Below are 19,258 nucleotides of genomic sequence, written 5' to 3' on the forward strand. Positions count from 1 at the left end.
GCGTCCTAGAAGAACTCCGCCCACGGCTGATCCCAGATCTGCTTCACGCACAGGATCAGGAACAGGAGCCCCGCGACGGCGAGCATCACGTTGCTCACCGGGCCGTTGCGCCACTCGCGGGGCGTGCGGGGGGAGTTCAGGAGCCAGATCAGCGTGCCGGCGAGGAAGGGCAAGAAGGCCGCGCCGAGCACGCCGTAGATGATGATCAGACGGAAGGGCTGGCCCTCGAAGAGCAGGATCATGGGCGGGAAGGTCAGCCAGAGCAGATACCCGCGGAACGGCCAGGAGCGTTCGCGCTCGCCCGAGGCGACCTCCTCGCCCTTGGCCTGGCCCCGGCCCGACAGCCGGGCCACGAAGTCGGCGAACATCAGGCTCACGCCGTGCCAGACGCCGATCAGCGAGGTGAAGGACGTGGCGAAGAAGCCGATCAGGAAGAACTTCGCCGTCGCCGTGCCGTACTCCTCCTCCAGGATGTCGCCCAGCTGGATCAGGCCCTTGTCGCCGCTGGCGATCGCGACGTTCGCCGAGTGCAGCAGCTCCGCGCCGACGAACAGCATGGCGATCACGAAGATGCCGGTGGTGGCGTAGGCGACGCGGTTGTCCAGGCGCATGACCTTCATCCAGCCGGTGTCGGTCCAGCCCTTGGCGTTGACCCAGTAGCCGTACGCCGCGAGCGTGATCGTGCCGCCCACGCCGCCGATCAGGCCCAGTGTGTTGAGGATCGAGTCCTTCTCGTCCGGCAGGACCGGCAGGAGCCCGGCGAAGGCGTCGGGGATGTTCGGCGTGACCCGGATCGCCAGGTACACCGTCACCACGAACATGACGCCCACCAGGACCGTCATGACCTTCTCGAACACCGCGTACTTGTTGAACCAGACGAAGACCAGCCCGACCAGACCGCAGGCGATGCCCCACCACTTCAGGTCCATCACGTCCGGGAACAGCGCCTGGAGCGGCAGCGCGCTCGACGACATCGCCGCGGCGCCGTAGACGAAGCCCCAGACGACGACGTAGACCGCGAAGAACCACGTCGTCCAACGGCCGAGGCTCGCCCAGCCGTCGAACAGGGTGCGGCCCGTGGACAGATGCCAGCGGCCCGCCGCCTCGGCCAGCGAGATCTTCACCAGGCAGCCGATGATCGCGGCCCACAGGAGGGTGTAGCCGAAGTTGCTGCCCGCGATGAGCGTGGCGACCAGATCACCGGCCCCGACGCCGGTCGCCGCGACGACGATACCCGGCCCGATGTACTTCCAACTCGCCTTGCGCAGCGGGGGTTGGTGCGCGGCCTCGTGATCCGTGGTGTTTCCCGTGCTGTCCGCCATGCAGATCAAGAAACCGCAATGAGGCCGGGCCGACAAGAGGGCGTGGCGTAACGAACCTCAGGGGCGCGGGGAACTGCGCGACCAGCCACAACGAAACCCGCAGCCCGAAGACGGGCCCAGGCGGGCAGAACGCACCGCCAAGGCCCACCCCAGCGGTAGCGTCACGGCTGTCGCCGACCACAGCCGTCCGCCCCGCACGTGCCGAGCTCGAACCACACGGTCTTGCCCGGCCCGTCCCGGTGGCAGCCCCAGCGCCGGGCGAGCGCGTCCACCAGGAACATCCCACGGCCGCTCTCCCCGGTGCCCGCGTCCAGCACCCGGGGGACGCTCCGCTCCTCGTCGGTGACCTCGCAGCGCAGCAGGCCGTGCGCGGCGAAGAGGGTGAGCCGGAAGCGGCTCCCGGCGTGCACCAGTGCGTTGGTGGCCAGCTCGCCGACGAGCAGTTCGGCCACGTCCGCCACCTCACCGCGCTCCGCGAGCCCCCAGCCCTCCAACTGCCTGCGCACTTCCGCGCGTGCCTCCCGGACGGCGGAGGGCCGGGGTGCGTACTCGACGCTCAGGTGGCCTGCTCCCAAGGGGGGTTGCGGGAACGGGCCGTACCGGGCGTCTGGGTCCGGGAGGTGGCGCCCGGAGAGTTGCAGCATGGGATCCAGGGTGGTCCTCGGGGAGGTCCGGCGCAGGGGGAGGACTACCCGATCCCCTACCTGCTTGGGCAAGCAGGCGGCTATGCGTACTGGAGGCGGACCGTGGCGCCCTCCGTGTCGTCGCGGATGTCCACGTACGCGCAGACCTGGCGCGCGTACCACAGGCCCGGGTCGTCGGCGGGGGGCGGGACGAACCCGGCGAGCGGGTCGTCGAGCCGGCGGGCCGAGCGCAGTTCGCAGACGCAGGCGGGCGCCTCGCCCCACAGGAGGGCAGGGCCGTCGAGGGGGGCCAGGGCCGCCGCCGTCTCCGCCACGGCCGCGCCGAACAGCTCGGCGTCGGCGGCGGGCAGCCCCCGCGCCTCCGCCCAGGCCCGCACGGCGGCGGCGTGCGGCTCGGCGCAGGGCTGTGCGCCGGCCGGGGGCAGCGGCAGCGGTACGGCGTCGAGTTCGGCCGTGAGCCGCAGCGGGTCCTGGTACACGTCCGTGTCGGGGTGGGCGCGGCGGGCCGCGGCGACGACGGCGGGCCCGGCGGTGCGGGTGTCGTACGCGCACAGGGCGGTCGTGGCCATGGGCGCGAAGAGGAGGTTGGCGAGCGCCTCGTAGCGGATCCACTCGGTGGTCTCGCGGGCCGAGCGGCCGGCGCGGCCGCTCCAGACGGGCTCCATGAGGAGGTGGATCCGGCCGCCGGGGCCTGCGTGGGCGGTGACGTACGAGCCGGCCTGGGCGACGGCGTTGGCGGCGGAGCCGGTGTACCAGTCGGTGTGCGGGACGCAGGTGACGTCCTTCGCGTCCCCGCCGAGGGCGTCCCGCAGGAGCTCCAGGTTGCGGGGGTCGGCGATGGCCACGGGCGGGGGTTCGCCGGGGGCGGCGAGGCCTTCACGGAGGAAGGGCAGGGCGGCGGCGAGGAAGCCGTCGTCGGTGCCGAAGACGGCCATGCGGTGGTCGAACGGGGTGGGTTGTCCGGTGGTCACGTGATCCCCTCGGGTGGGTGTGAGGTGGTCGGTGCGGGCGGGTCAGCGCTGTGCCGTCACCCAGGCGGCGATCTGGCTGCGGTTGCTGAAGCCGAGCTTGCTGAGGATGCGTTCCACATGGCCTTCGGCGGTGCGGCGGGAGATCACCAGGCGGTCCGCGATCTGCTGGTTGGCGAGCCCTTCGGCGACGAGCTGGGCGACCTCTCGCTCGCGGCGGGTCAGGCGGACCGCGGTGTCCTCGTGCGGCGGCCGGTCGGCGGCGGACTCGCCGGGGCGGGCCAGCTCCTGGAGCGCGTGGCCGACGAGTTCGGTGAGACCGAGCCCGCCGCCCCGCCGGTGGGCGCGTTCGAACGCGTCGCGTCCCAGGGCCCGGCAGGTCCGCTCCTCGCTGTCGCGGCGGGCGGAGTTGAGGGTGTGCGCGCCCCAGCGGCCGCTGTCGATGTCGGCCCAGACGCGGTCGGCGCCGCCCAGCAGCACGGCCGCGTGCTCGTGGGCGCCGCGTGCGGTCGCGATCGACGCGAGCAGGTCGAGGGTGAGGGCGATGCCCATGACGTCGTGGACGGCGAGTTTGAGGCGCAGGGCCTCGCGGGCGTGCCGCTCGGCCCGGGGCCAGTCGCCGCGCACGGTGTGCGCGAGGGCGAGCATGCGCAGCACGTACGACCGCACCCACTGCTCGCCGTGCCGCTCGCACAGCCGCAGGGCCCGCTCGCACACCTCGACGGCCCGGTCGGCCTCACCCAGGTAGCCCAGGGCGCAGGCGAGTTCGACCTGGTCGAGGCCTACGAGGCTCAGGTGCTGGCCCGGTACGGGTCCGCGGGCGACGGTGGCCTCGAAGTGCTCCAGCGCGCCGGGCAGGTCGTCGCCGAACAGCCGGATGACGCCGATGACGTACTCGGCGTGGGCGGCTTCGGCGGTGTCGCCCAGGGCGCGGGCAAGGGCGAGGGCGTCCGTGGCGTGGCGGCGGCCCCGGGGGAAGTCCTGGGTGGCGGCGGCGAGCAGCCCGGCGACCCACAGGCCGCGGGCCCGTTCCCGGGTCGGCTCGGGGCTGGCGGCCAGGGCCCGGTCGAGCCAGTAGAGGCCCTCGCGGGGGGCGCCGCAGGCGTGCCAGTAGAACCAGAGGGTGCCGGCGAGGCGCAGCCCGGCGCGTGCCTCGCCGGGGGTGGAGAGGCTGAAGTCGAGGGCGGCGCGCAGATTGTCCCGGTCGGCGCGCAGGCGCGCGACGGCCTCCGGCTGCCCGGGCCCGAACCAGCCGCGCTCGCAGTCCTCGGCCCGCCGCAGCATCCAGTCCCGCTGCCGCCGCCGGGCGACGCCCTCCTCCCCCGCCGCCCGCCGCAACTGCTCCAGCCCGAACTGCCGCAGCGTGTCCAGCAGCCGGTACCGCACGCCGCCGGGCCCGGGCTCCCGGCAGAGCACGGACTTGTCCACGAGCCCGGCGAGAGCTTCCAGGACGTCGTCGGTCCGCAGAGCCGGGCCCGCGCCGGGGGTTCCCCCGCCGTAACAGTTTCCGTTCGTTCCCGGGTGCGGCAGCCCTGTGGCTGGTCGCGCAGTTCCCCGCGCCCCTAGGTGTCCGCCCGTACGCGCAAGTAGGAGGAGCTGGTCGTCCGGGCCGGGTTGGGTCAGGGCCCCGGTTCCCGTGCGCGCCTGCGCGGGCCGGGCAGCAGGCACCGCGGCCCCGGCCGGAACCACCTGCGCGGGCCGATGCCCCTGGCCGGGGACGGCGGGGAGCACCGGCCCGTGCCGGGCGCCTTGAGCGGAACCGGCCGGGAACGCAGGCGCGGAGCCGGCCGAGAACGCCGGCTCGGAACCGGCCATGCAAGCGGGCGCGGAACCGGCCCTGCACGCGAGCCCGGAGCCGGCCATGCAAGCACCCGCAGAACCAGCCGAGAACGCCGGCGCGGCACCGCCCCCTTCGCCGGAGTCGTCCGCCACCCCCTGCCCGTCCCGGGCCCGTTCGCCGAGGGCGTCCGTGAAGGTCCGTGCGGGCGCGCGGTCGGTCGGCGGCTCCTGGGGCTCCGCGTACCAGGCGGCAGCCTCCGGGCCGCCGTCGTCCGCGCACACCGCCTCCGCCGTCTCCAGGTCGAAGCTGCCCGCCAGGACCGTCAGCCGGGCCCACACCAGTTGCTCGGGGCCGGTGCACAGGTCGTGGCTCCAGGCGACGGCCGCGCGCAGGGTCTGGTGGCGGGGCAGGGCGGCGGGGCTGCCGGTGGTGAGGAAGCGGTAGCGGTCGTCGAGGCGGTCCAGGAGCTGGTCGACGTCGAGGACGCGCATGCGGACGGCGGCCAGTTCGATGGCGAGGGGCAGGCCGTCCAGGCGGCGGCAGAGGCGGGCCACGGAGGCCCGGTTGGCGGGGGTGAGGCGGAAGCCGGGGACGACGGCGGCGGCGCGGTCGGCGAAGAGCGTGAGGGCCGGGTAGCCCTCGGCGGCGGAGAGGTCGCCGTCCGGGTCGGGCACCGGCAGGGGCCGTACCTCCAGCAGGTGCTCCTCGGTGAGGCCCAGCCGGTGCCGGCTGGTGGCGAGGATCCGGACGCCCTCCGTGCCGCGCAGCAGGGCCGCGGCGAGCCGGGCGCAGGCGCCCGCGAGGTGCTCGCAGTTGTCGACGACGAGGAGCAGCCGCCGCTCCCGTACCTGCTCGACGAGGGCGGCCAGGGGCGGCTGCGGGGAGTGGTCGTGCAGGCCCAGCGCGTCGGCGGCGGCGAGCGGGACGAGCGCCGGGTCGTGGAGTCCGGAGAGGTGCACGAAGCGCACGCCGTCCGGGAAGGCCCGCCGCACCCGGGCCGCGATGCGTGCGGCGAGCCGGGTCTTGCCGACGCCGCCCGGTCCGGTCAGCGTCACCAGCCGTGCGCGGGCCAGCAGCTCGCGGCCCTCGGTCAGTTCGCCACGCCGGTCGACGAAGCTGGTCGTCTCGGCCGGGAGATGGTGGTCCCGTCGTGGCGCTGATCCGCCCATGATCAGCCAGTCCTCTGGGGGGGTGTGGTCCGAGGATCCGGACCACTCCGGCTCCCCTTGCGCGGACCCACACTCTCTCCCGGTTACGTACATATATGCACGCTCGGGTCACACCCGTGGGTGTACTTCGGCCGCTCCCTCTCGACCGCCGCGCCACACGCGTACACTGCACGGCCACTTTCGGTCTTGACCTGCTCATGCCATTGGCAGAACGATGTGCGCCACCCGCACACGTACGTCGCACGGAACAACCCCACCTCCCACAAGGAGATTTCATGCGGCTTCGCATACGAGGCTCCGGTGCCCGCACCGGCAGACGCACCGCGGCCCTCGCCACGCTCCTCGCCCTCGCCCTCGCGGCGCCCCTCTCCGCGACGACGCCGGACGCCACCGCCGACAGCGCGCCCAAGGCCGCCCCGTCGGCGCACGACATCCGGCAGTACGAGGTCCATCTGCACTCGACGGCCCAGGACCGCACGGCACTTCAGCGCACGGGCGTGACCGTGGACGAGGTCCACGACCACGGTGTCGTCGTCTCCGGCCGCGCGGACCAGATCAGGAAGCTGCGCGCGCAGGGCTACGAGGTCACCCCGCTCGGCGCGGTCCCCGACCGGTCCGCCGGCGAGGACGACGTCCGGGTCTTCGACTTCCCGTCGGCCGACTCGAAGTACCACAACTACGCGGAGATGACGAGCGCGATCAACTCGGTCGTCTCGGCCAACCCGTCCATCGCGAGCCAGCGCGTGATCGGCAAGTCGTACCAGGGCCGGAACATCGTCGCCATCAAGATCAGCGACAACGTGAGCACCGACGAGTCCGAGCCGGAGGTGCTGTTCACGCACCACCAGCACGCCCGCGAGCACCTCACCGTCGAGATGGCGCTGTACCTGCTGCGCGAGCTGACCTCCGACTACGGATCCGACTCACGCGTCACCAACATGGTGAACAACCGCGAGATCTGGATCGTGCCGGACATGAACCCGGACGGCGGCGAGTACGACATCGCCACCGGGTCCTACCGCTCGTGGCGCAAGAACCGGCAGCCCAACTCCGGTTCGTCGTACGTCGGTACGGACATGAACCGCAACTGGAACTACCGCTGGGGCTGTTGCGGCGGTTCCTCGGGCTCGCCGTCCTCCGACACGTACCGGGGTCCGGCGGCGGAGTCCGCGCCCGAGGTGAAGGTGGTCGCCGACTTCGTGCGCAGCCGGGTCGTCGGCGGCAAGCAGCAGATCAGGGCCGGGGTCGACTTCCACACGTACAGCGAGCTGGTGCTGTGGCCGTTCGGCTACACCTACTCCGACACCACGACCGGGATGACCGCCGACGACAACGCGGCGTTCAAGGCGGTCGGGCAGAAGATGGCCGCGAGCAACGGGTACACGGCGGAGCAGTCCAGCGACCTGTACATCACGGACGGGTCGATCGACGACTATCTCTGGGGTGTGCACAAGATCTTCGGCTACACCTTCGAGATGTACCCGAGCTCCAGCGCCGGGGGCGGGTTCTACCCGCCCGACGAGGTGATCGAGCGGGAGACCTCCCGTAACCGGGACGCGGTGCTGCAACTGCTGGAGAACGCGGACTGCATGTACCGGTCGATCGGCAAGGAGAGCCAGTACTGCAGTTGACGGGCGCGGTTCCCCGCGCCCCTAAGCGGCGTCCTCGTCGAAGTAGGCGTCCAGCACCGCGTCCAACTGCTCGTCCCACTCCTTGAAGTGGCTCCTGGCCGGCGCCTGGATCTCGATCGGGTACCAGCGCCGGTCAGGAGTGTGGACGGTGACGGTGTAGCGCTTGCCGAAGCGGGCGGTCTCCGTCTCGACCGCGCCGATCTCGTCCCACCGGAACTCGCACTCCTGGTCGTCCAGGCGGAGTCGTACGCCTCTGTGGTCGGCGACTATCCGCGCGCGGCGGTCGGAGGCCTCGAAGACGGGGCCGTCGGCCACGGCGTCCTCGTCCGGCTCGGAGGAGGACGCCGTGTCCGTTTCCTCCGGCTCGGGGGCGGCCTCCTCGGCCTCGGCGACCTCCGGTTCCTTCTCCGGCCCGTCGTCCTCCGTCCGGCCGGACGCGGGTGACGTGAGCCCGGGGATGAAGGCCGGGTCGAATCCGGCGCCCTCCAGGGGCTGGCTGCTCGAACCTATGCGCTGCTCCACAGCGGAGCAGTATGGTCGACAAACCTGTGCCGCACACAGCCAGCCCCCGCATCGTTACACGAAGAGGCTCAACACCGCCGCCACGAAGAACCCCGCCACGGACAGCACACTCTCCAGCACCGTCCAGGTCTTGAGCGTGTCCCGCTCGCTGATGCCGAAGTACTTGGCCACCATCCAGAAGCCTCCGTCGTTGACGTGCGAGGCGAAGATGGAGCCGGCGGAGATCGCCATGATCACCAGGGCGATGAAGGCCTGGGAGTGGTCGCCCTCGGACAGCAACGGCGCCACGATGCCGGCCGTCGTCACGATGGCCACCGTCGCCGAGCCCTGGGCGACGCGCAGGACCACGGAGATCAGGTAGGAGAGGACGATCACCGGCAGGCCCACGTCGTTGAACGTGTCGGACAGGGCCTGGGCGACGCCGCTGGCCTTGAGGACGGCGCCGAAGATGCCGCCCGCGCCGACCACCAGCAGGATGTTGCCGACCGGCTTGAGGGACGCGGTGGACACCGTCTCCAGGGACTTGCGGGACCAGCCGCGGCGGATGCCCAGCAGGTAGTACGCGAGGAACAGGGCGATCGTCAGCGCCACGAACGGGTTGCCGAAGAACTCGATCACCGAGCGCAGCGTGGAGGGGTCCAGCGCGATCGAGGAGAACGTCGCGGCCAGGATGAGGACCAGCGGGGTGCCGATGATGCCGAGGACCGTGCCGAGGGAGACCGGCTGCTCGCTCGGGGCGACCCCGGCAGCGCGCTGCTCGTCGACGACGGCCTGCTTGGCCTCCTCCGCCGCCTCGACCATGTCCTGCGGCACGGCGACGAAGATGCGGCGGCCGATCCACGCCGAGTACGCCCACGCGGCCACCACGGCCGGCAGGCCGCAGACGATGCCCATGAGGATGACCCAGCCGAGGTCCACGTGGAGGAGACCGGCGGCCGCCACCGGGCCGGGGTGCGGCGGCAGGAACGCGTGCGTGACGGACAGGCCCGCGAGCAGCGGCAGGCAGTAGAGCAGGATCGACTTGCCCGAGCGTTTGGCGGCGGCGTAGACGATGGGCGCCAGGACGAAGATGCCGACGTCGAAGAAGACCGGGATGCCGAAGATCAGGCCGGTCAGGCCCATGGCGAGGGGCGCGCGCCGCTCGCCGAACAGGCCGAGCAGCCGGCCCGCCAGGACCTCCGCGCCGCCGCTGACCTCGAGGATCGCGCCGAGCATGGTGCCCAGGCCGATGATGATCGCGACATGGCCGAGGATGCCGCCCATGCCCGACTCGATCGTGGAGACGGCGTCCGACCTCTGGACCGTGCCGAAGAGCTCGGTGACCGACAGGCCGGCCGCGAGGCCGACGGCTATGGAGACCGCGAGCAGCGCGACGAACGGCTGGAGTCTGGCCTTGATGATGAGGAAGAGCAGCAGCGCGATGCCGAGCGCGGCGGTGAGCAGGAGTCCGGCGGTGCCGTCGACGAGGAGGAGCAGGCCTCCCGTGTGGGGTGGGGTCTCGGCAGGGGCGGACGCGGCGAGCGGATGGGACATTCGGGGGTCCTCTGGGTAAATGCATGCGGCTTCTGGGTAGGGCGGAGCGCGACGCGGCGCATCGGGGCGCCGCGCCTCACGGACGTGCGGGAGTGGGGGTGGGTCAGCCGAGGACGGCCAGTGCGTCGATCTCGACGAGGAGGCCCGCGGGGAGACCGACGTAGACGGTCGTGCGCGCGGCGGGCGGCTGGGTCAGGCCCTGCTCCTCGAAGTACGCGTCGTAGATCTCGTTGAACTCGGCGAAGTGGGCCACGTCGGTGAGGTAGACGCGGATCATCATCACGTCGTCCCAGGAGGCGCCGCCCTCCTGAAGGATCGCCTTGACGTTGGCCAGGGTCTGGAGGGTCTGCTCGCGCAGGGTCGGCCCGGCGGGCGTGGGCGGCTTGCCCTCCTCGGCGGGCAGGAAGCCGACCTGGCCGGCGACCTGGAGGATGTTGCCCTTCTTCACACCGTGCGAGAACTTCGCCGGCGGGGTGGTGTGGGTCTTCGGGGTGAGTGCGATCTTGTCCGTCATACGGTGCCCTTCACTGGTGTTCTGCCGGAGTACTCCCCGCTGATGGCGTCCGCCGTGCGGCGCACCAGCGGCAGGAGGGTGAGGAGTTCGTCGGCGGTGACGACGACGTTCGGCGCGGAGACCGACATCGCGGCGACGACCCGGCCGTCGGCGCCGCGGATGGGGGCGGCGACGCAGTTGATGGACTCCTCGTGGCCGCCGAGGTCGGTGGCCCAGCCCTGTTCGCGCACCTTCTCCAGCTCGCGCAGGAACGCGCTCGCGTGGGGCGTCGAACGGGACGTGTACATCGGGTAGTCGAGCTTCTCCGCGACCGCCCGCCGCTCGTGCTCGGGCAGGTCGGCGAGCAGCAGCTTCGCGACGGCGGCGACGGTGATGGCTACGGGCTTGCCGATGCGGGAGTACATGCGCACCGGGTAGCGGCTCTCGACCTTGTCGATGTAGAGGACCTCGTTCTCCTCGTACACGGCGAGGTGCACGGTGTGCCCGCAGCTCTCGTTGAGGCGGACCAGGTGGGGATGGGCGATCTCGCGGACGTCGAGGTTCTCCATCGCCTCCTGGGCGAGCGCGAAGAGCCGGGCGCCGAGGCGGTAGCGCTGGTCGGACTGGCGGTAGACCAGCCCGTGCTCGTGCAGGGTGCGCAGCAGGCGCAGCGCCGTGGACTTGTGCACGCCGAGGCGGTCGGCGACCTGCCCCAGGTCGGCGGGGCCCTCGGCGAGCAGCGGCAGGATGCTGAGCGCGCGGTCGACGGTCTGGCTCATGGCGTACGTACCTCCTCGTCGGCCCGCTGGGTGTCCTCGGTCCAGCCGGGGCCGAGTCGCAGTCTCCCCCATGCGGCGTCGTCCAGGGCGGCGAGCCGGTCGGCGTGCTGCCGGGTGGGCGGGGTCGCGAGGTCGCCGGGGACGGTGAGCGCGGCGGCGGCCATCAGATGCCCGTGCCGCAGCCGCTCCCGCAGGGGCAGTCCGCGCAGGGTGGCGGAGAGGAACCCGGCGGCGAAGGCGTCTCCGGCGCCGACGGCGGCGACGACCTCGACCTGCGGTGCGGGGACGAAGGTGACGTCCCGCTTCTCGAAGACGGTGGCTCCGGCGGCGCCCTGCTTGACGACCAGCACCTCGGGTTCGGGGAGGGCGGCGCGGACGGCCTCGGCGCTGCGCAGGCCCCAGGCCTCGTCCTGGCCCACGAACACGAGGTCCGCGCCCCGGGCGAGGTCGCGCAGCACCCGGGGCGCGTCCGTGTCGCGCCACAGGCCGGGCCGGTGGTTGACGTCGAAGGAGACCAGGGGGCGGCCGGGGCGGCGTGCGGTCAGCTCGCGCATCAGGTCCAGGCAGCCGCCGGACAGCGCGGCCGTGATCCCGGACAGGTGCAGCACGCGTCCGGCGCGCACCGCCGCCGGGTCGGGGTCCGTCACGCTCATCGCGGACGCCGCCGAGCCGGCCCGGTAGTACGCCACCTCGTGCGCGTCGCCGGCCCGGTCCCCGGCGGTGCGGAAGTAGATGCCGGTGGGGCGGGCGGGGTCGCGGCGGACGTGGGCCACGTCGACCCCGTACCCGCCGATCGCCTCCACCAGATGGTCGCCGAACGGGTCGTCCCCGACCCTGCTGACCCACCGCGCGGAGTGCCCGGCCGCCGCCAGCACACACGCCACGTTGGACTCCGCCCCGCCGATGCCCCGCTCGAACGACGGCACGTCGGCGAGCCGGCCCGGCCGGGAGGGCAGGAACGTGACCATGGACTCGCCGAGCGCGACGACGTCGACGACGTCGGGGGCGTTGCAGGGTCCGGTGGGGGTCACGATGTTCGTAGCTCCTCGGCGGCTTCGGTGGGTGTCGGTTCCCTTGAACGGTTTCATTGACCGGCGGTGGCCGAGATGTTAGACAGCGTTCAGCGACATACGCAATGAAGGTTGCAGATATTGCAACACCGCAGATCAGGAGGCTCCATGCCAGCCGACACTGCCGCCGAGTCCCTCGCCCGGCTCGCCGCCGAGCGCGTCGACCACCGCTTCAAGGGCCTCCCGCCGGACGCCGACGGACTGACGGTCGGCGAGCTGGCCGCCCAGCGCCGCAACCTGTTCACCGGCGGCTTCGCCACGCCCGTGCTCGCGCTGTCCGCCGAGCGTCTGGAGCACAACCTGAGGCTCATGGAGACGTACGCGGCCCGGCACGGCCTGGCGTTCGCGCCGCACGGCAAGACCTCCATGGCCCCGCAGCTGTTCCGGCGGCAGATCGAGCACGGAGCGTGGGGCATCACGCTGGCGGTGCCGCACCAGGTGCGGGTGGCGCGGGCGTTCGGGACCCGGCGCGTGTTCCTCGCGAACGAGCTGGTCGACACGGCCGCACTGCGCTGGATCGCCACCGAGCTGGACGCCGACCCGGACTTCCGTCTCGTCTGCTACGTCGACTCCGTGCGCGGCGTCGAGCTGATGGACGCGGCCCTGCGCGGTGCCGGGCGCCCGGTGGACGTGGTCGTCGAGCTCGCCGCCGGGGAAGGCGCCCGGACCGGTGTCCGTACGGAGGCGGAGTGCGCGGCGGTCGCGGACGCGGTGGCCGGCACCCGGACGCTGCGGCTGGTCGGCGTCGCGGGCTACGAGGGCGAGGTGCCGAAGGCGGACCCGGAGCGGGTCACGGCCTGGCTGCGGCGGCTGGTCGCGCTGGCCGTGGACTTCGACAAGGCGGGGCGCTTCGCGGACGTGGACGAGATCGTGGTCAGCGCGGGCGGCAGCGCCTGGTTCGACGCGGTCGCCGAGGTCTTCGCGGAGATCCCCGAACTCTCCCGCCCGGTGCTGAAGTTGCTGCGCTCGGGCGCCTACGTCTCGCACGACGACGGCCACTACCGCAAGCTGACGCCGTTCAACCGGGTGCCCGAGGAGGGCGCGCTGGAGCCGGCGTTCCGGCTGTGGACGCAGGTGGTGTCGCGGCCCTGTGCCGAGCAGGCCTTCGTCAACGCGGGCAAGCGGGACGCGGCCTACGACCTCGACCTGCCCTTCGCCCAGGTGATCCGCCGGGACGGCGCCGAGCGCCCGGCCACCGGCGTGTCGGTGACGGCCCTGTCCGACCAGCACGCGTGGCTGAGCACCACGCCGGAGGCGGATCTGGAGGTCGGCGACTGGGTCGGCCTGGGTCTTTCGCACCCGTGCACCTCGTTCGACAAGTGGCAGCTGATCCCTGTCGCGGAGGCGGACGGCACGGTCGTCGACTACGTCCGCACGTTCTTCTAGGAGGCCGTCAGCGATGGAAGAGCTCGTCATCCGGGACGCGGACGTCGTCGACGGCTCCGGCGGACCCTCGTACCGGGCCGACGTCGTGGTCGACGGCGGCCGGATCACGGGGATCGTCAAGGAGGCCGCGGCGGCCGGCTGCCAGCGGCCGAAGGCCAGCCGGGAGCTGGACGCCGAGGGCCTGGTCCTCTCCCCCGGCTTCGTCGACATGCACGCCCACAGCGACCTGGCCCTGCTGCGCGACCCCGACCACAGCGCCAAGGCCGCGCAGGGCGTCACCCTGGAGGTCATCGGCCAGGACGGGCTGTCGTACGCGCCCGTCGACGACCGGACGCTCGACGAGGTGCGCCGGGCGATCGCCGGGTGGAACGGGCCCGGGGACGACATCGACTTCGACTGGCGCTCGGTCGGCGAGTACCTGGACCGACTGGACCGGGGGATCGCCGTGAACGCGGCCTACCTGATCCCGCAGGGCACGGTCCGGGCGCTCGCCGTCGGCTGGGAGGACCGCGAGGCCACGCCCGAAGAGCTCGATCGGATGCGGCAGTTGGTCGCCGAGGGCATGGAGCAGGGCGCCGTCGGCATGTCGTCGGGGCTGACGTACACGCCCGGCATGTACGCCCCGGACGCGGAACTGACCGAGCTGTGCCGGGTGGTGGCGTCGTACGGCGGCTACTACTGCCCGCACCACCGCTCCTACGGCGCCGGCGCCCTGGAGGCGTACGCGGAGATGATCGCCCTGACCCGCGAGGCCGGCTGCCCCCTGCATCTCGCCCACGCCACCATGAACTTCGGCGTGAACAAGGGCCGGGCACCCGAGCTGCTGGCCCTGCTGGACGAGGCGCTGGCCGCCGGGGCCGACATCAGCCTGGACACCTACCCCTACACGCCCGGCTGCACGACCCTCGCGGCCATGCTGCCGAGCTGGGCGAGCGAGGGCGGCCCCGAGCAGGTCCTCAGGCGGCTGGCGGACCCCGGCACGGCGGAACGGATCCGCCACGACCTGGAGGTCACCGGCTCGGACGGCTGCCACGGCGTGCCCATCGAGTGGGACACGATCGAGATCTCCGGCGTGAACGACCCGGCCCTGGCCGACTACGTGGGCCGGACGATCCAGGAGTCGGCGGACGTGCGGCGCGAGGCGCCCTGGACGACCGCGCGCGGGCTGCTGCTGGCCGACCGGCTGGCCCCGACGATCCTCCAGCACGTGGGGCACGAGGAGAACGTCCGGGCGATCATGCGCCATCGGGTGCACACCGGCGGCTCGGACGGCATCCTCCAGGGCGCCAAGCCGCACCCGCGCGCCTACGGCACGTTCCCGCACTACCTCGGGCACTACGTGCGGGAGTTGGGGGTGCTGTCGCTGGAGGAGTGCATAGCGCACCTCACCTCGCGCCCGGCCGCGCGGCTGAGGCTGCCGGACCGGGGCCTGGTCCGCGAGGGATACGTGGCCGACCTGGTCCTCTTCGACCCGGCGACGGTCGCGGCGGGCGCCACGTTCGCGGAACCCCGCAGGCTCCCGGCGGGCATCCCGTACGTGCTGGTCGGCGGCCGCTTCGTGATCGAGGACGGCCGGCGCACGGACGTCCTGGCGGGGCGGGCGGTCCGCGGGACTCCCCCCGCGTGACCGCCCGCCCCAGGACCCTGCCTTACGGCTTGGGCAGGGTGCAGCCGCTCGCGCTCAGGTCGAGCTTGTTGTCGATGCCGAAGCAGGCCGGGATCCCGTAGGTGTGCTGGGCGTAGTTGATGCCCTTGCGGACGGTCACGGAGCCGTTCGCGTCGACCTCACAGGGGTTGTTCACCGTGCAGCGCTCGCCGTCCATGTTGCCGGTGTTGTTGACGGCGACGACCTTGTTGGTGGCCTGGTCGACGACGGGCGAGCCGGACGTGCCGCCGATGGTGTTGCAGGCGGAGGTGTAGCGGACCGAGTCCTTCCAGGTCCAGTCGCCCTCCTTCAGGGTGGGCACGAACCCGTCGATGGAGCAGCTGTAGATCCGCTTCCAGTAGCCCGAGGGGATGCTGATGGCGGTGCCGGCGACCGGGTGGGTGTCGTTCAGCGTCAGCGGGTTGATGTTGTACGAGCTCTTGATCTGCGCGTACGTGGTGGTGAGCTGGTACAGCGCGACGTCCGTGTCGGTCATCGTGCCGTAGGCGAGCTTGGCGGCGCGCAGGGTGGCGACGCGCGAGCCGGAGGCGTTGAGCAGGCCGAAGGTGCGGCTGGACGCCTTGTCGACGAGGACCTCGCCGGGGCCGGGGAAACCGGACTCCAGGCAGTGGCCGTTGGTCATCACGAGCGCCGGGTCGTTGTCCTCGGAGTCCGGCATGCGGACGACCGAGCCGGAGCAGTTGCTGAGCGAGACGGTGCCGGCGAAGTTCACGGCCTTGGCCGACGGGTTGAGGCCGGACAGCGTCTGCTCCACGGACGAGACCACGCCCGAGACGGCGGACGTGGCCGAGCCCGTGTCCGCGGCCTTGCCGACGCCCGTGGGGGCGGCCTCGGCAGCGGTCGCGGGAGCCGCGCCGGCCCCGGCTATCGCCAGGGCGCAGAACGCGGCGGCGAGAGGTTTTCTCATGGGGGGTCCCCTCTTGCGACGGAGGCGGCCGGAAATCTTCCGGCCGCCCGCAGTGTTGTCATGCACATTGTGATCGTCGCAAGGGTGACGGGGCAAGGAGTCGTTCCACAACCGGAACCAGCGCGTCCTGCCCGACCCTACTCAACCGCCCTGACGGTCTGACCACTTGGGGCCCTTGGCGCCACCGGGCCCGTGCCCCGGTTCCCGTCAGGCCTGCCTGGGCCGACGGGTTGGCGGCGGGGGGGAAGTCGTCGGGGCACCGTCCGATCCGCCGCCCGACGGGGTGCGGCTTCGCCGCACAGGCCGGTTACTTGGGACCCTTCGTGCCACCAGGACCATGCCCCGGCTTCCCCTCCGGCCTGCCCGGCGCCGACGCAGTAACAGCAGGCGCAGAAGTCGTAGGGACACCGGCCGAGGGGCTGACGGCCGGGGGCGGCGCACCGTCCGGCCCGCCGGCGGACGGGGTGCGGCTCGGCGTGGCGGGCGGGCTCGCGGACGCGGATGCGGACGCGGCGACTCCGGACGGCTCGCCGCTGTCCGCCGGGCGGTCGACGAGCGGCGCGGCGGGGGTCGAGGCCGGGCTGGCATCCGTGGGCGCCGCCGCCTGCGACTCCCCCGCCGTCGGTCCCGTACGGCCGCCCTCACCACCCCGCGTCCCACCCGAGGGCGCGCCCGAGAGGAAGAACCCGGCGATCAGAACCGCCGCCGACACCGCGCCGAGGGCGCCGACGGCGACCGCCACGCGGCGGCCCCGCCAGGGGCTCGGCCGGCGCCGGGAACGATGCCCTGCCCCGGACCGACCGCGCGCCGGCACCACCGGCAGCTCGCGCGTGTCGCCACCGCCGCCCGCGGCGCCCCTGGAGCCGGCGTCCCCCGCGCCGCCCCCGGCATCCGGGGCGCCGCCAACTCCCATGGTCCAGGTCGCCCCCGAACCGCCCTCGCCGCCCGTGGCCCCAGCACCGCCGACGACCCCCGTGCCGCCCCCGGCATCCGTGACACCGCCGACGACCCTCGTGCTACCCACGGCATCCGCGGCGCCCCCGACCCCCGTGGTCCAGGTGACCCCCGAGCCACCCCCGCCGCCCACGGCCCCAGCACCGCCGCCGACCTCCGCGCCACCCACCGCATCCCTGGCACCGCCTGCCCCCGTGGTCCAGGTGACCCCCGAGCCACCCCCGCCAGCGTGGCCGGTAGCCCCCGCGCCGCCCACGCCCCCCGCGCCACCCACGGCCCTCGCGCCACCCCCGCCGGCGTGCCCCGTAACCCCGGCAGTGCCCCCGACCCCCCGCCATCGCCGTACAGGTCCTGCCACCCGTGCGCCGCCGCCGGATCGGCGTACGCGTCGTACGCCGGGGGCGGGACCGCCTGCGGCAGGTACACGTTCGGCGGGCCCTGGGGCTCGCCGCCCGTCGCTCCGTCGGCGTATTCGAATGGCTTGGACATGGCGGCGCATTCTAGGGACCAGAGGTGCTGGTGGGGCAGCGTGCGGCGATATCCGCCCAAACCGCCGCGTCTCACGTGGCGGAAAACACGGCCCGTGACGCGATACCGGGCCGTAAGCTCCCAGACATGCAGGTGATCCAGTCGACCAAGCTCGCCAACGTCTGTTACGAGATCCGGGGCCCGGTGCTCGAGGAGGCGATGCGGCTGGAAGCCGCCGGTCACCGCATCCTCAAGCTGAACACCGGCAACCCGGCGGCGTTCGGCTTCGAGTGCCCGCCCGAGATCCTGGAGGACGTCCTCCGGAACGTGTCGTCGGCGCATGGATACGGAGACGCCAAGGGACTGCTGGCCGCGCGCCGCGCGGTCGTGATGCACAACCAGACCCTCGGCATCGAGACGGACGTCGAGCACGTCTTCATCGGCAACGGCGTCTCCGAGCTGATCGTGATGGCGATGCAGGGCCTGCTGGACGACGGCGACGAGGTGCTCGTACCCGCGCCCGACTACCCGCTGTGGACCGCCGCCGTCTCCCTGTCCGGCGGCACCGCCGTGCACTACCGGTGCGACGAGCAGGCCGACTGGATGCCGGACCTGGCCGACGTCGAGCGCAAGGTCACCGACCGCACCAAGGCGATCGTGATCATCAACCCCAACAACCCGACCGGGGCCGTGTACGACGAGGCGATGGTCAAGGGGCTCACCGACATCGCCCGCCGCCACAACCTGCTGGTCTGCTCGGACGAGATCTACGACAAGATCCTCTACGACGGCGCCACGCACACCCCGACCGCCGCCGTCGCCCCCGACCTGCTCACCCTCACCTTCAACGGCATGTCGAAGGCGTACCGGGTGGCCGGCTACCGGGTCGGCTGGATGTCGATCTCCGGGCCGCGCGCGCACGCCGACTCCTACATCGAGGGCCTGACGATCCTGGCGAACATGCGCCTGTGCGCGAACATGCCGGGACAGCACGGCGTGGTCGCCGCGCTCAGCGGGCGGCAGACGATCAACGACCTGGTCCTGCCGGGCGGGCGGCTGCGCGAGCAGCGGGACGTGGCGTACGAGCTGCTGACCCAGATCCCCGGCGTGACCTGCGTGAAGCCGAAGGGGGCGCTGTACCTCTTCCCGCGCCTCGACCCCAAGGTCTTCAAGATCAAGGACGACCGGCGGATGGTCCTGGACCTGCTCCGGCGCGAGAAGATCATGGTCGTCCAGGGCACCGGCTTCAACTGGCCGGAGCCGGACCACTTCCGCGTGGTGACCCTGCCGACGGTCGGGGACCTGCGCGACGCCGTGGGGCGCATCGGGCACTTCCTGGACGGCTACAGCCAGCCCTGACCGGACGCCTCCCTCACCCTGCGTGTGCACCCAGTCCGGGTTTGTGAACAACTCAACTTTAGACGAAATCTAAGCTAGGATGGCTTCCTGCAAGCACTCAGGAGGCCCTCCCATGTACGAACCGATCCGCACCAAGTCGGTCCACAGCACGGTGGACGGCCCCAACCCGGACTTCCCCCACCGTTCCCGTGAGGAAGAGCTGGACATCCAGCTCGCGGGCCATCTCGCCGCCCTGCTCGCCGTCACGGACGAGCTGCGCGCGAGGGAGCGCTCGGCCGACCTGGACACCGCGGCGGAGCGGCTCGCGGAACAGGTGGGCCGGTTGCGAGGAGGGCGTACGCCGCTTCGCGCGCCCATGACCGGCGCCCGGCGCGAGAAGAACGCCACCGCCCTGCACCGGCGGGCGCACGCCCTGGCGGGCCGCGCGCTGGTCGTCGCCGCCTCCCGCGCCGACACGGCGGCCGCGATCCTGGCCGCCGAGCGGATGGACGCCCACACCGCGGCTCTGGAGCCGCGCGAACTCGCGTCCCGCTGAGCCCACCCGGGCTCCCCCGACGGCCCCGGTCCGCGCGCACCCGCAGCGACGCGCGGACCGGGCGCCACAAAC

16 protein-coding genes are annotated in these 19,258 nt (G+C 72.7%); 5 read left to right on the forward strand and 11 right to left on the reverse strand.

The annotated features are described in order from the left end of the window. Positions 1 to 5: 5 nt before the first annotated feature. The 4 genes from IE255_RS08720 to IE255_RS39080 all read right to left on the reverse strand — a co-directional run bounded on the left by IE255_RS08720 (position 6) and on the right by IE255_RS39080 (position 5,883). Positions 6 to 1,322, reverse strand: coding sequence for an Nramp family divalent metal transporter (locus tag IE255_RS08720; RefSeq protein WP_190049607.1), 1,317 nt, complete (start codon positions 1,320 to 1,322; stop codon positions 6 to 8). 161 nt (positions 1,323 to 1,483) lie between these two features. Further along, positions 1,484 to 1,966, reverse strand: a complete 483-nt coding sequence (locus tag IE255_RS08725; RefSeq protein ID WP_190049608.1) for an ATP-binding protein — start codon at positions 1,964 to 1,966, stop codon at positions 1,484 to 1,486. A gap of 80 nt (positions 1,967 to 2,046) precedes the next feature. Beyond that, positions 2,047 to 2,937, reverse strand: coding sequence for an anti-sigma factor RsbA family regulatory protein (locus IE255_RS08730; RefSeq protein WP_190049609.1), 891 nt, complete (start codon positions 2,935 to 2,937; stop codon positions 2,047 to 2,049). Positions 2,938 to 2,979: 42 nt separating this feature from the next. Then, positions 2,980 to 5,883 (reverse strand): LuxR C-terminal-related transcriptional regulator, encoded by a 2,904-nt coding sequence (locus IE255_RS39080; RefSeq protein ID WP_229906327.1) that lies wholly within the window; start codon positions 5,881 to 5,883, stop codon positions 2,980 to 2,982. A 275-nt stretch (positions 5,884 to 6,158) separates the two neighbouring features. Here IE255_RS39080 and IE255_RS08745 point away from each other — a divergent pair, with 275 nt between their 5' ends. After that, entirely contained in the window at positions 6,159 to 7,514 is a 1,356-nt protein-coding gene (locus IE255_RS08745; RefSeq protein WP_190049610.1) for a M14 family metallopeptidase, read from the forward strand. 21 nt (positions 7,515 to 7,535) lie between these two features. Here the strand turns inward: IE255_RS08745 and IE255_RS08750 are convergent, their stop codons facing one another. From IE255_RS08750 to IE255_RS08770, 5 genes are all read right to left on the reverse strand, one after another. Beyond that, positions 7,536 to 8,036 carry a hypothetical protein gene (locus tag IE255_RS08750; protein ID WP_190049611.1) on the reverse strand — a complete coding sequence of 167 codons (501 nt, stop codon included), beginning with the start codon at positions 8,034 to 8,036 and terminating at the stop codon, positions 7,536 to 7,538. Positions 8,037 to 8,090: 54 nt separating this feature from the next. After that, a complete protein-coding gene (locus IE255_RS08755; protein WP_190049612.1) occupies positions 8,091 to 9,569 on the reverse strand; it encodes a GntP family permease in 1,479 nt (492 codons plus the stop codon). A 103-nt stretch (positions 9,570 to 9,672) separates the two neighbouring features. Next, positions 9,673 to 10,083, reverse strand: a complete 411-nt coding sequence (locus IE255_RS08760; protein ID WP_190049613.1) for a RidA family protein — start codon at positions 10,081 to 10,083, stop codon at positions 9,673 to 9,675. After that, entirely contained in the window at positions 10,080 to 10,841 is a 762-nt protein-coding gene (locus tag IE255_RS08765) for an IclR family transcriptional regulator (protein ID WP_190049614.1), read from the reverse strand. The genes IE255_RS08760 and IE255_RS08765 overlap by 4 nt, the downstream gene beginning before the upstream one ends. Then, positions 10,838 to 11,872, reverse strand: coding sequence for a sugar kinase (locus IE255_RS08770; RefSeq protein WP_190049615.1), 1,035 nt, complete (start codon positions 11,870 to 11,872; stop codon positions 10,838 to 10,840). Before IE255_RS08770 ends, IE255_RS08765 begins: the two co-directional genes overlap by 4 nt. 147 nt (positions 11,873 to 12,019) lie before the next feature. On the opposite strand from IE255_RS08770, the gene IE255_RS08775 reads away from it, so the two are divergent. Next, positions 12,020 to 13,297 carry an amino acid deaminase gene (locus tag IE255_RS08775; protein WP_190049616.1) on the forward strand — a complete coding sequence of 426 codons (1,278 nt, stop codon included), beginning with the start codon at positions 12,020 to 12,022 and terminating at the stop codon, positions 13,295 to 13,297. A 13-nt stretch (positions 13,298 to 13,310) separates the two neighbouring features. Further along, on the forward strand, positions 13,311 to 14,924 hold the full coding sequence (locus IE255_RS08780) for an N-acyl-D-amino-acid deacylase family protein (RefSeq protein ID WP_190049617.1): 1,614 nt from the start codon (positions 13,311 to 13,313) through the stop codon (positions 14,922 to 14,924). Positions 14,925 to 14,946: 22 nt separating this feature from the next. Here the strand turns inward: IE255_RS08780 and IE255_RS08785 are convergent, their stop codons facing one another. Together IE255_RS08785 and IE255_RS08790 are read right to left on the reverse strand one after the other, a co-directional pair. Beyond that, the gene (locus IE255_RS08785; RefSeq protein WP_190049618.1) at positions 14,947 to 15,870 is read right to left on the reverse strand and encodes a S1 family peptidase; all 924 of its coding nucleotides are present in this window, start codon (positions 15,868 to 15,870) and stop codon (positions 14,947 to 14,949) included. 307 nt (positions 15,871 to 16,177) lie between these two features. Next, entirely contained in the window at positions 16,178 to 16,894 is a 717-nt protein-coding gene (locus tag IE255_RS08790; RefSeq protein ID WP_190049619.1) for a hypothetical protein, read from the reverse strand. 545 nt (positions 16,895 to 17,439) lie between these two features. Between IE255_RS08790 and IE255_RS08795 the strand changes: the two genes are divergently transcribed. Both IE255_RS08795 and IE255_RS08800 read left to right on the forward strand, forming a co-directional pair. Next, entirely contained in the window at positions 17,440 to 18,651 is a 1,212-nt protein-coding gene (locus IE255_RS08795; RefSeq protein WP_190049620.1) for a pyridoxal phosphate-dependent aminotransferase, read from the forward strand. 112 nt (positions 18,652 to 18,763) lie between these two features. Further along, complete coding sequence (locus IE255_RS08800) at positions 18,764 to 19,186, forward strand: SCO4983 family protein (protein WP_190049621.1); 423 nt, start codon at positions 18,764 to 18,766, stop codon at positions 19,184 to 19,186. Positions 19,187 to 19,258 lie beyond the last annotated feature (72 nt).

The organism is Streptomyces lomondensis (assembly GCF_014651035.1).
Classification (GTDB): Bacteria; Actinomycetota; Actinomycetes; order Streptomycetales; family Streptomycetaceae; genus Streptomyces; species Streptomyces lomondensis.

What these genes read in the sequence shown, in the direction of transcription:
- IE255_RS08785 (WP_190049618.1), bottom strand. Translation starts at nt 15,870, where the DNA reads ATGAGAAAACCTCTCGCCGCCGCGTTCTGCGCCCTGGCGATAGCCGGG.
- IE255_RS08725 (WP_190049608.1), bottom strand. Translation starts at nt 1,966, where the DNA reads ATGCTGCAACTCTCCGGGCGCCACCTCCCGGACCCAGACGCCCGGTAC.
- IE255_RS08795 (WP_190049620.1), top strand. Translation starts at nt 17,440, where the DNA reads ATGCAGGTGATCCAGTCGACCAAGCTCGCCAACGTCTGTTACGAGATC.
- IE255_RS08800 (WP_190049621.1), top strand. Translation starts at nt 18,764, where the DNA reads ATGTACGAACCGATCCGCACCAAGTCGGTCCACAGCACGGTGGACGGC.
- IE255_RS08745 (WP_190049610.1), top strand. Translation starts at nt 6,159, where the DNA reads ATGCGGCTTCGCATACGAGGCTCCGGTGCCCGCACCGGCAGACGCACC.
- IE255_RS39080 (WP_229906327.1), bottom strand. Translation starts at nt 5,883, where the DNA reads ATGGGCGGATCAGCGCCACGACGGGACCACCATCTCCCGGCCGAGACG.
- IE255_RS08755 (WP_190049612.1), bottom strand. Translation starts at nt 9,569, where the DNA reads ATGTCCCATCCGCTCGCCGCGTCCGCCCCTGCCGAGACCCCACCCCAC.
- IE255_RS08780 (WP_190049617.1), top strand. Translation starts at nt 13,311, where the DNA reads ATGGAAGAGCTCGTCATCCGGGACGCGGACGTCGTCGACGGCTCCGGC.
- IE255_RS08765 (WP_190049614.1), bottom strand. Translation starts at nt 10,841, where the DNA reads ATGAGCCAGACCGTCGACCGCGCGCTCAGCATCCTGCCGCTGCTCGCC.
- IE255_RS08720 (WP_190049607.1), bottom strand. Translation starts at nt 1,322, where the DNA reads ATGGCGGACAGCACGGGAAACACCACGGATCACGAGGCCGCGCACCAA.
- IE255_RS08775 (WP_190049616.1), top strand. Translation starts at nt 12,020, where the DNA reads ATGCCAGCCGACACTGCCGCCGAGTCCCTCGCCCGGCTCGCCGCCGAG.
- IE255_RS08760 (WP_190049613.1), bottom strand. Translation starts at nt 10,083, where the DNA reads ATGACGGACAAGATCGCACTCACCCCGAAGACCCACACCACCCCGCCG.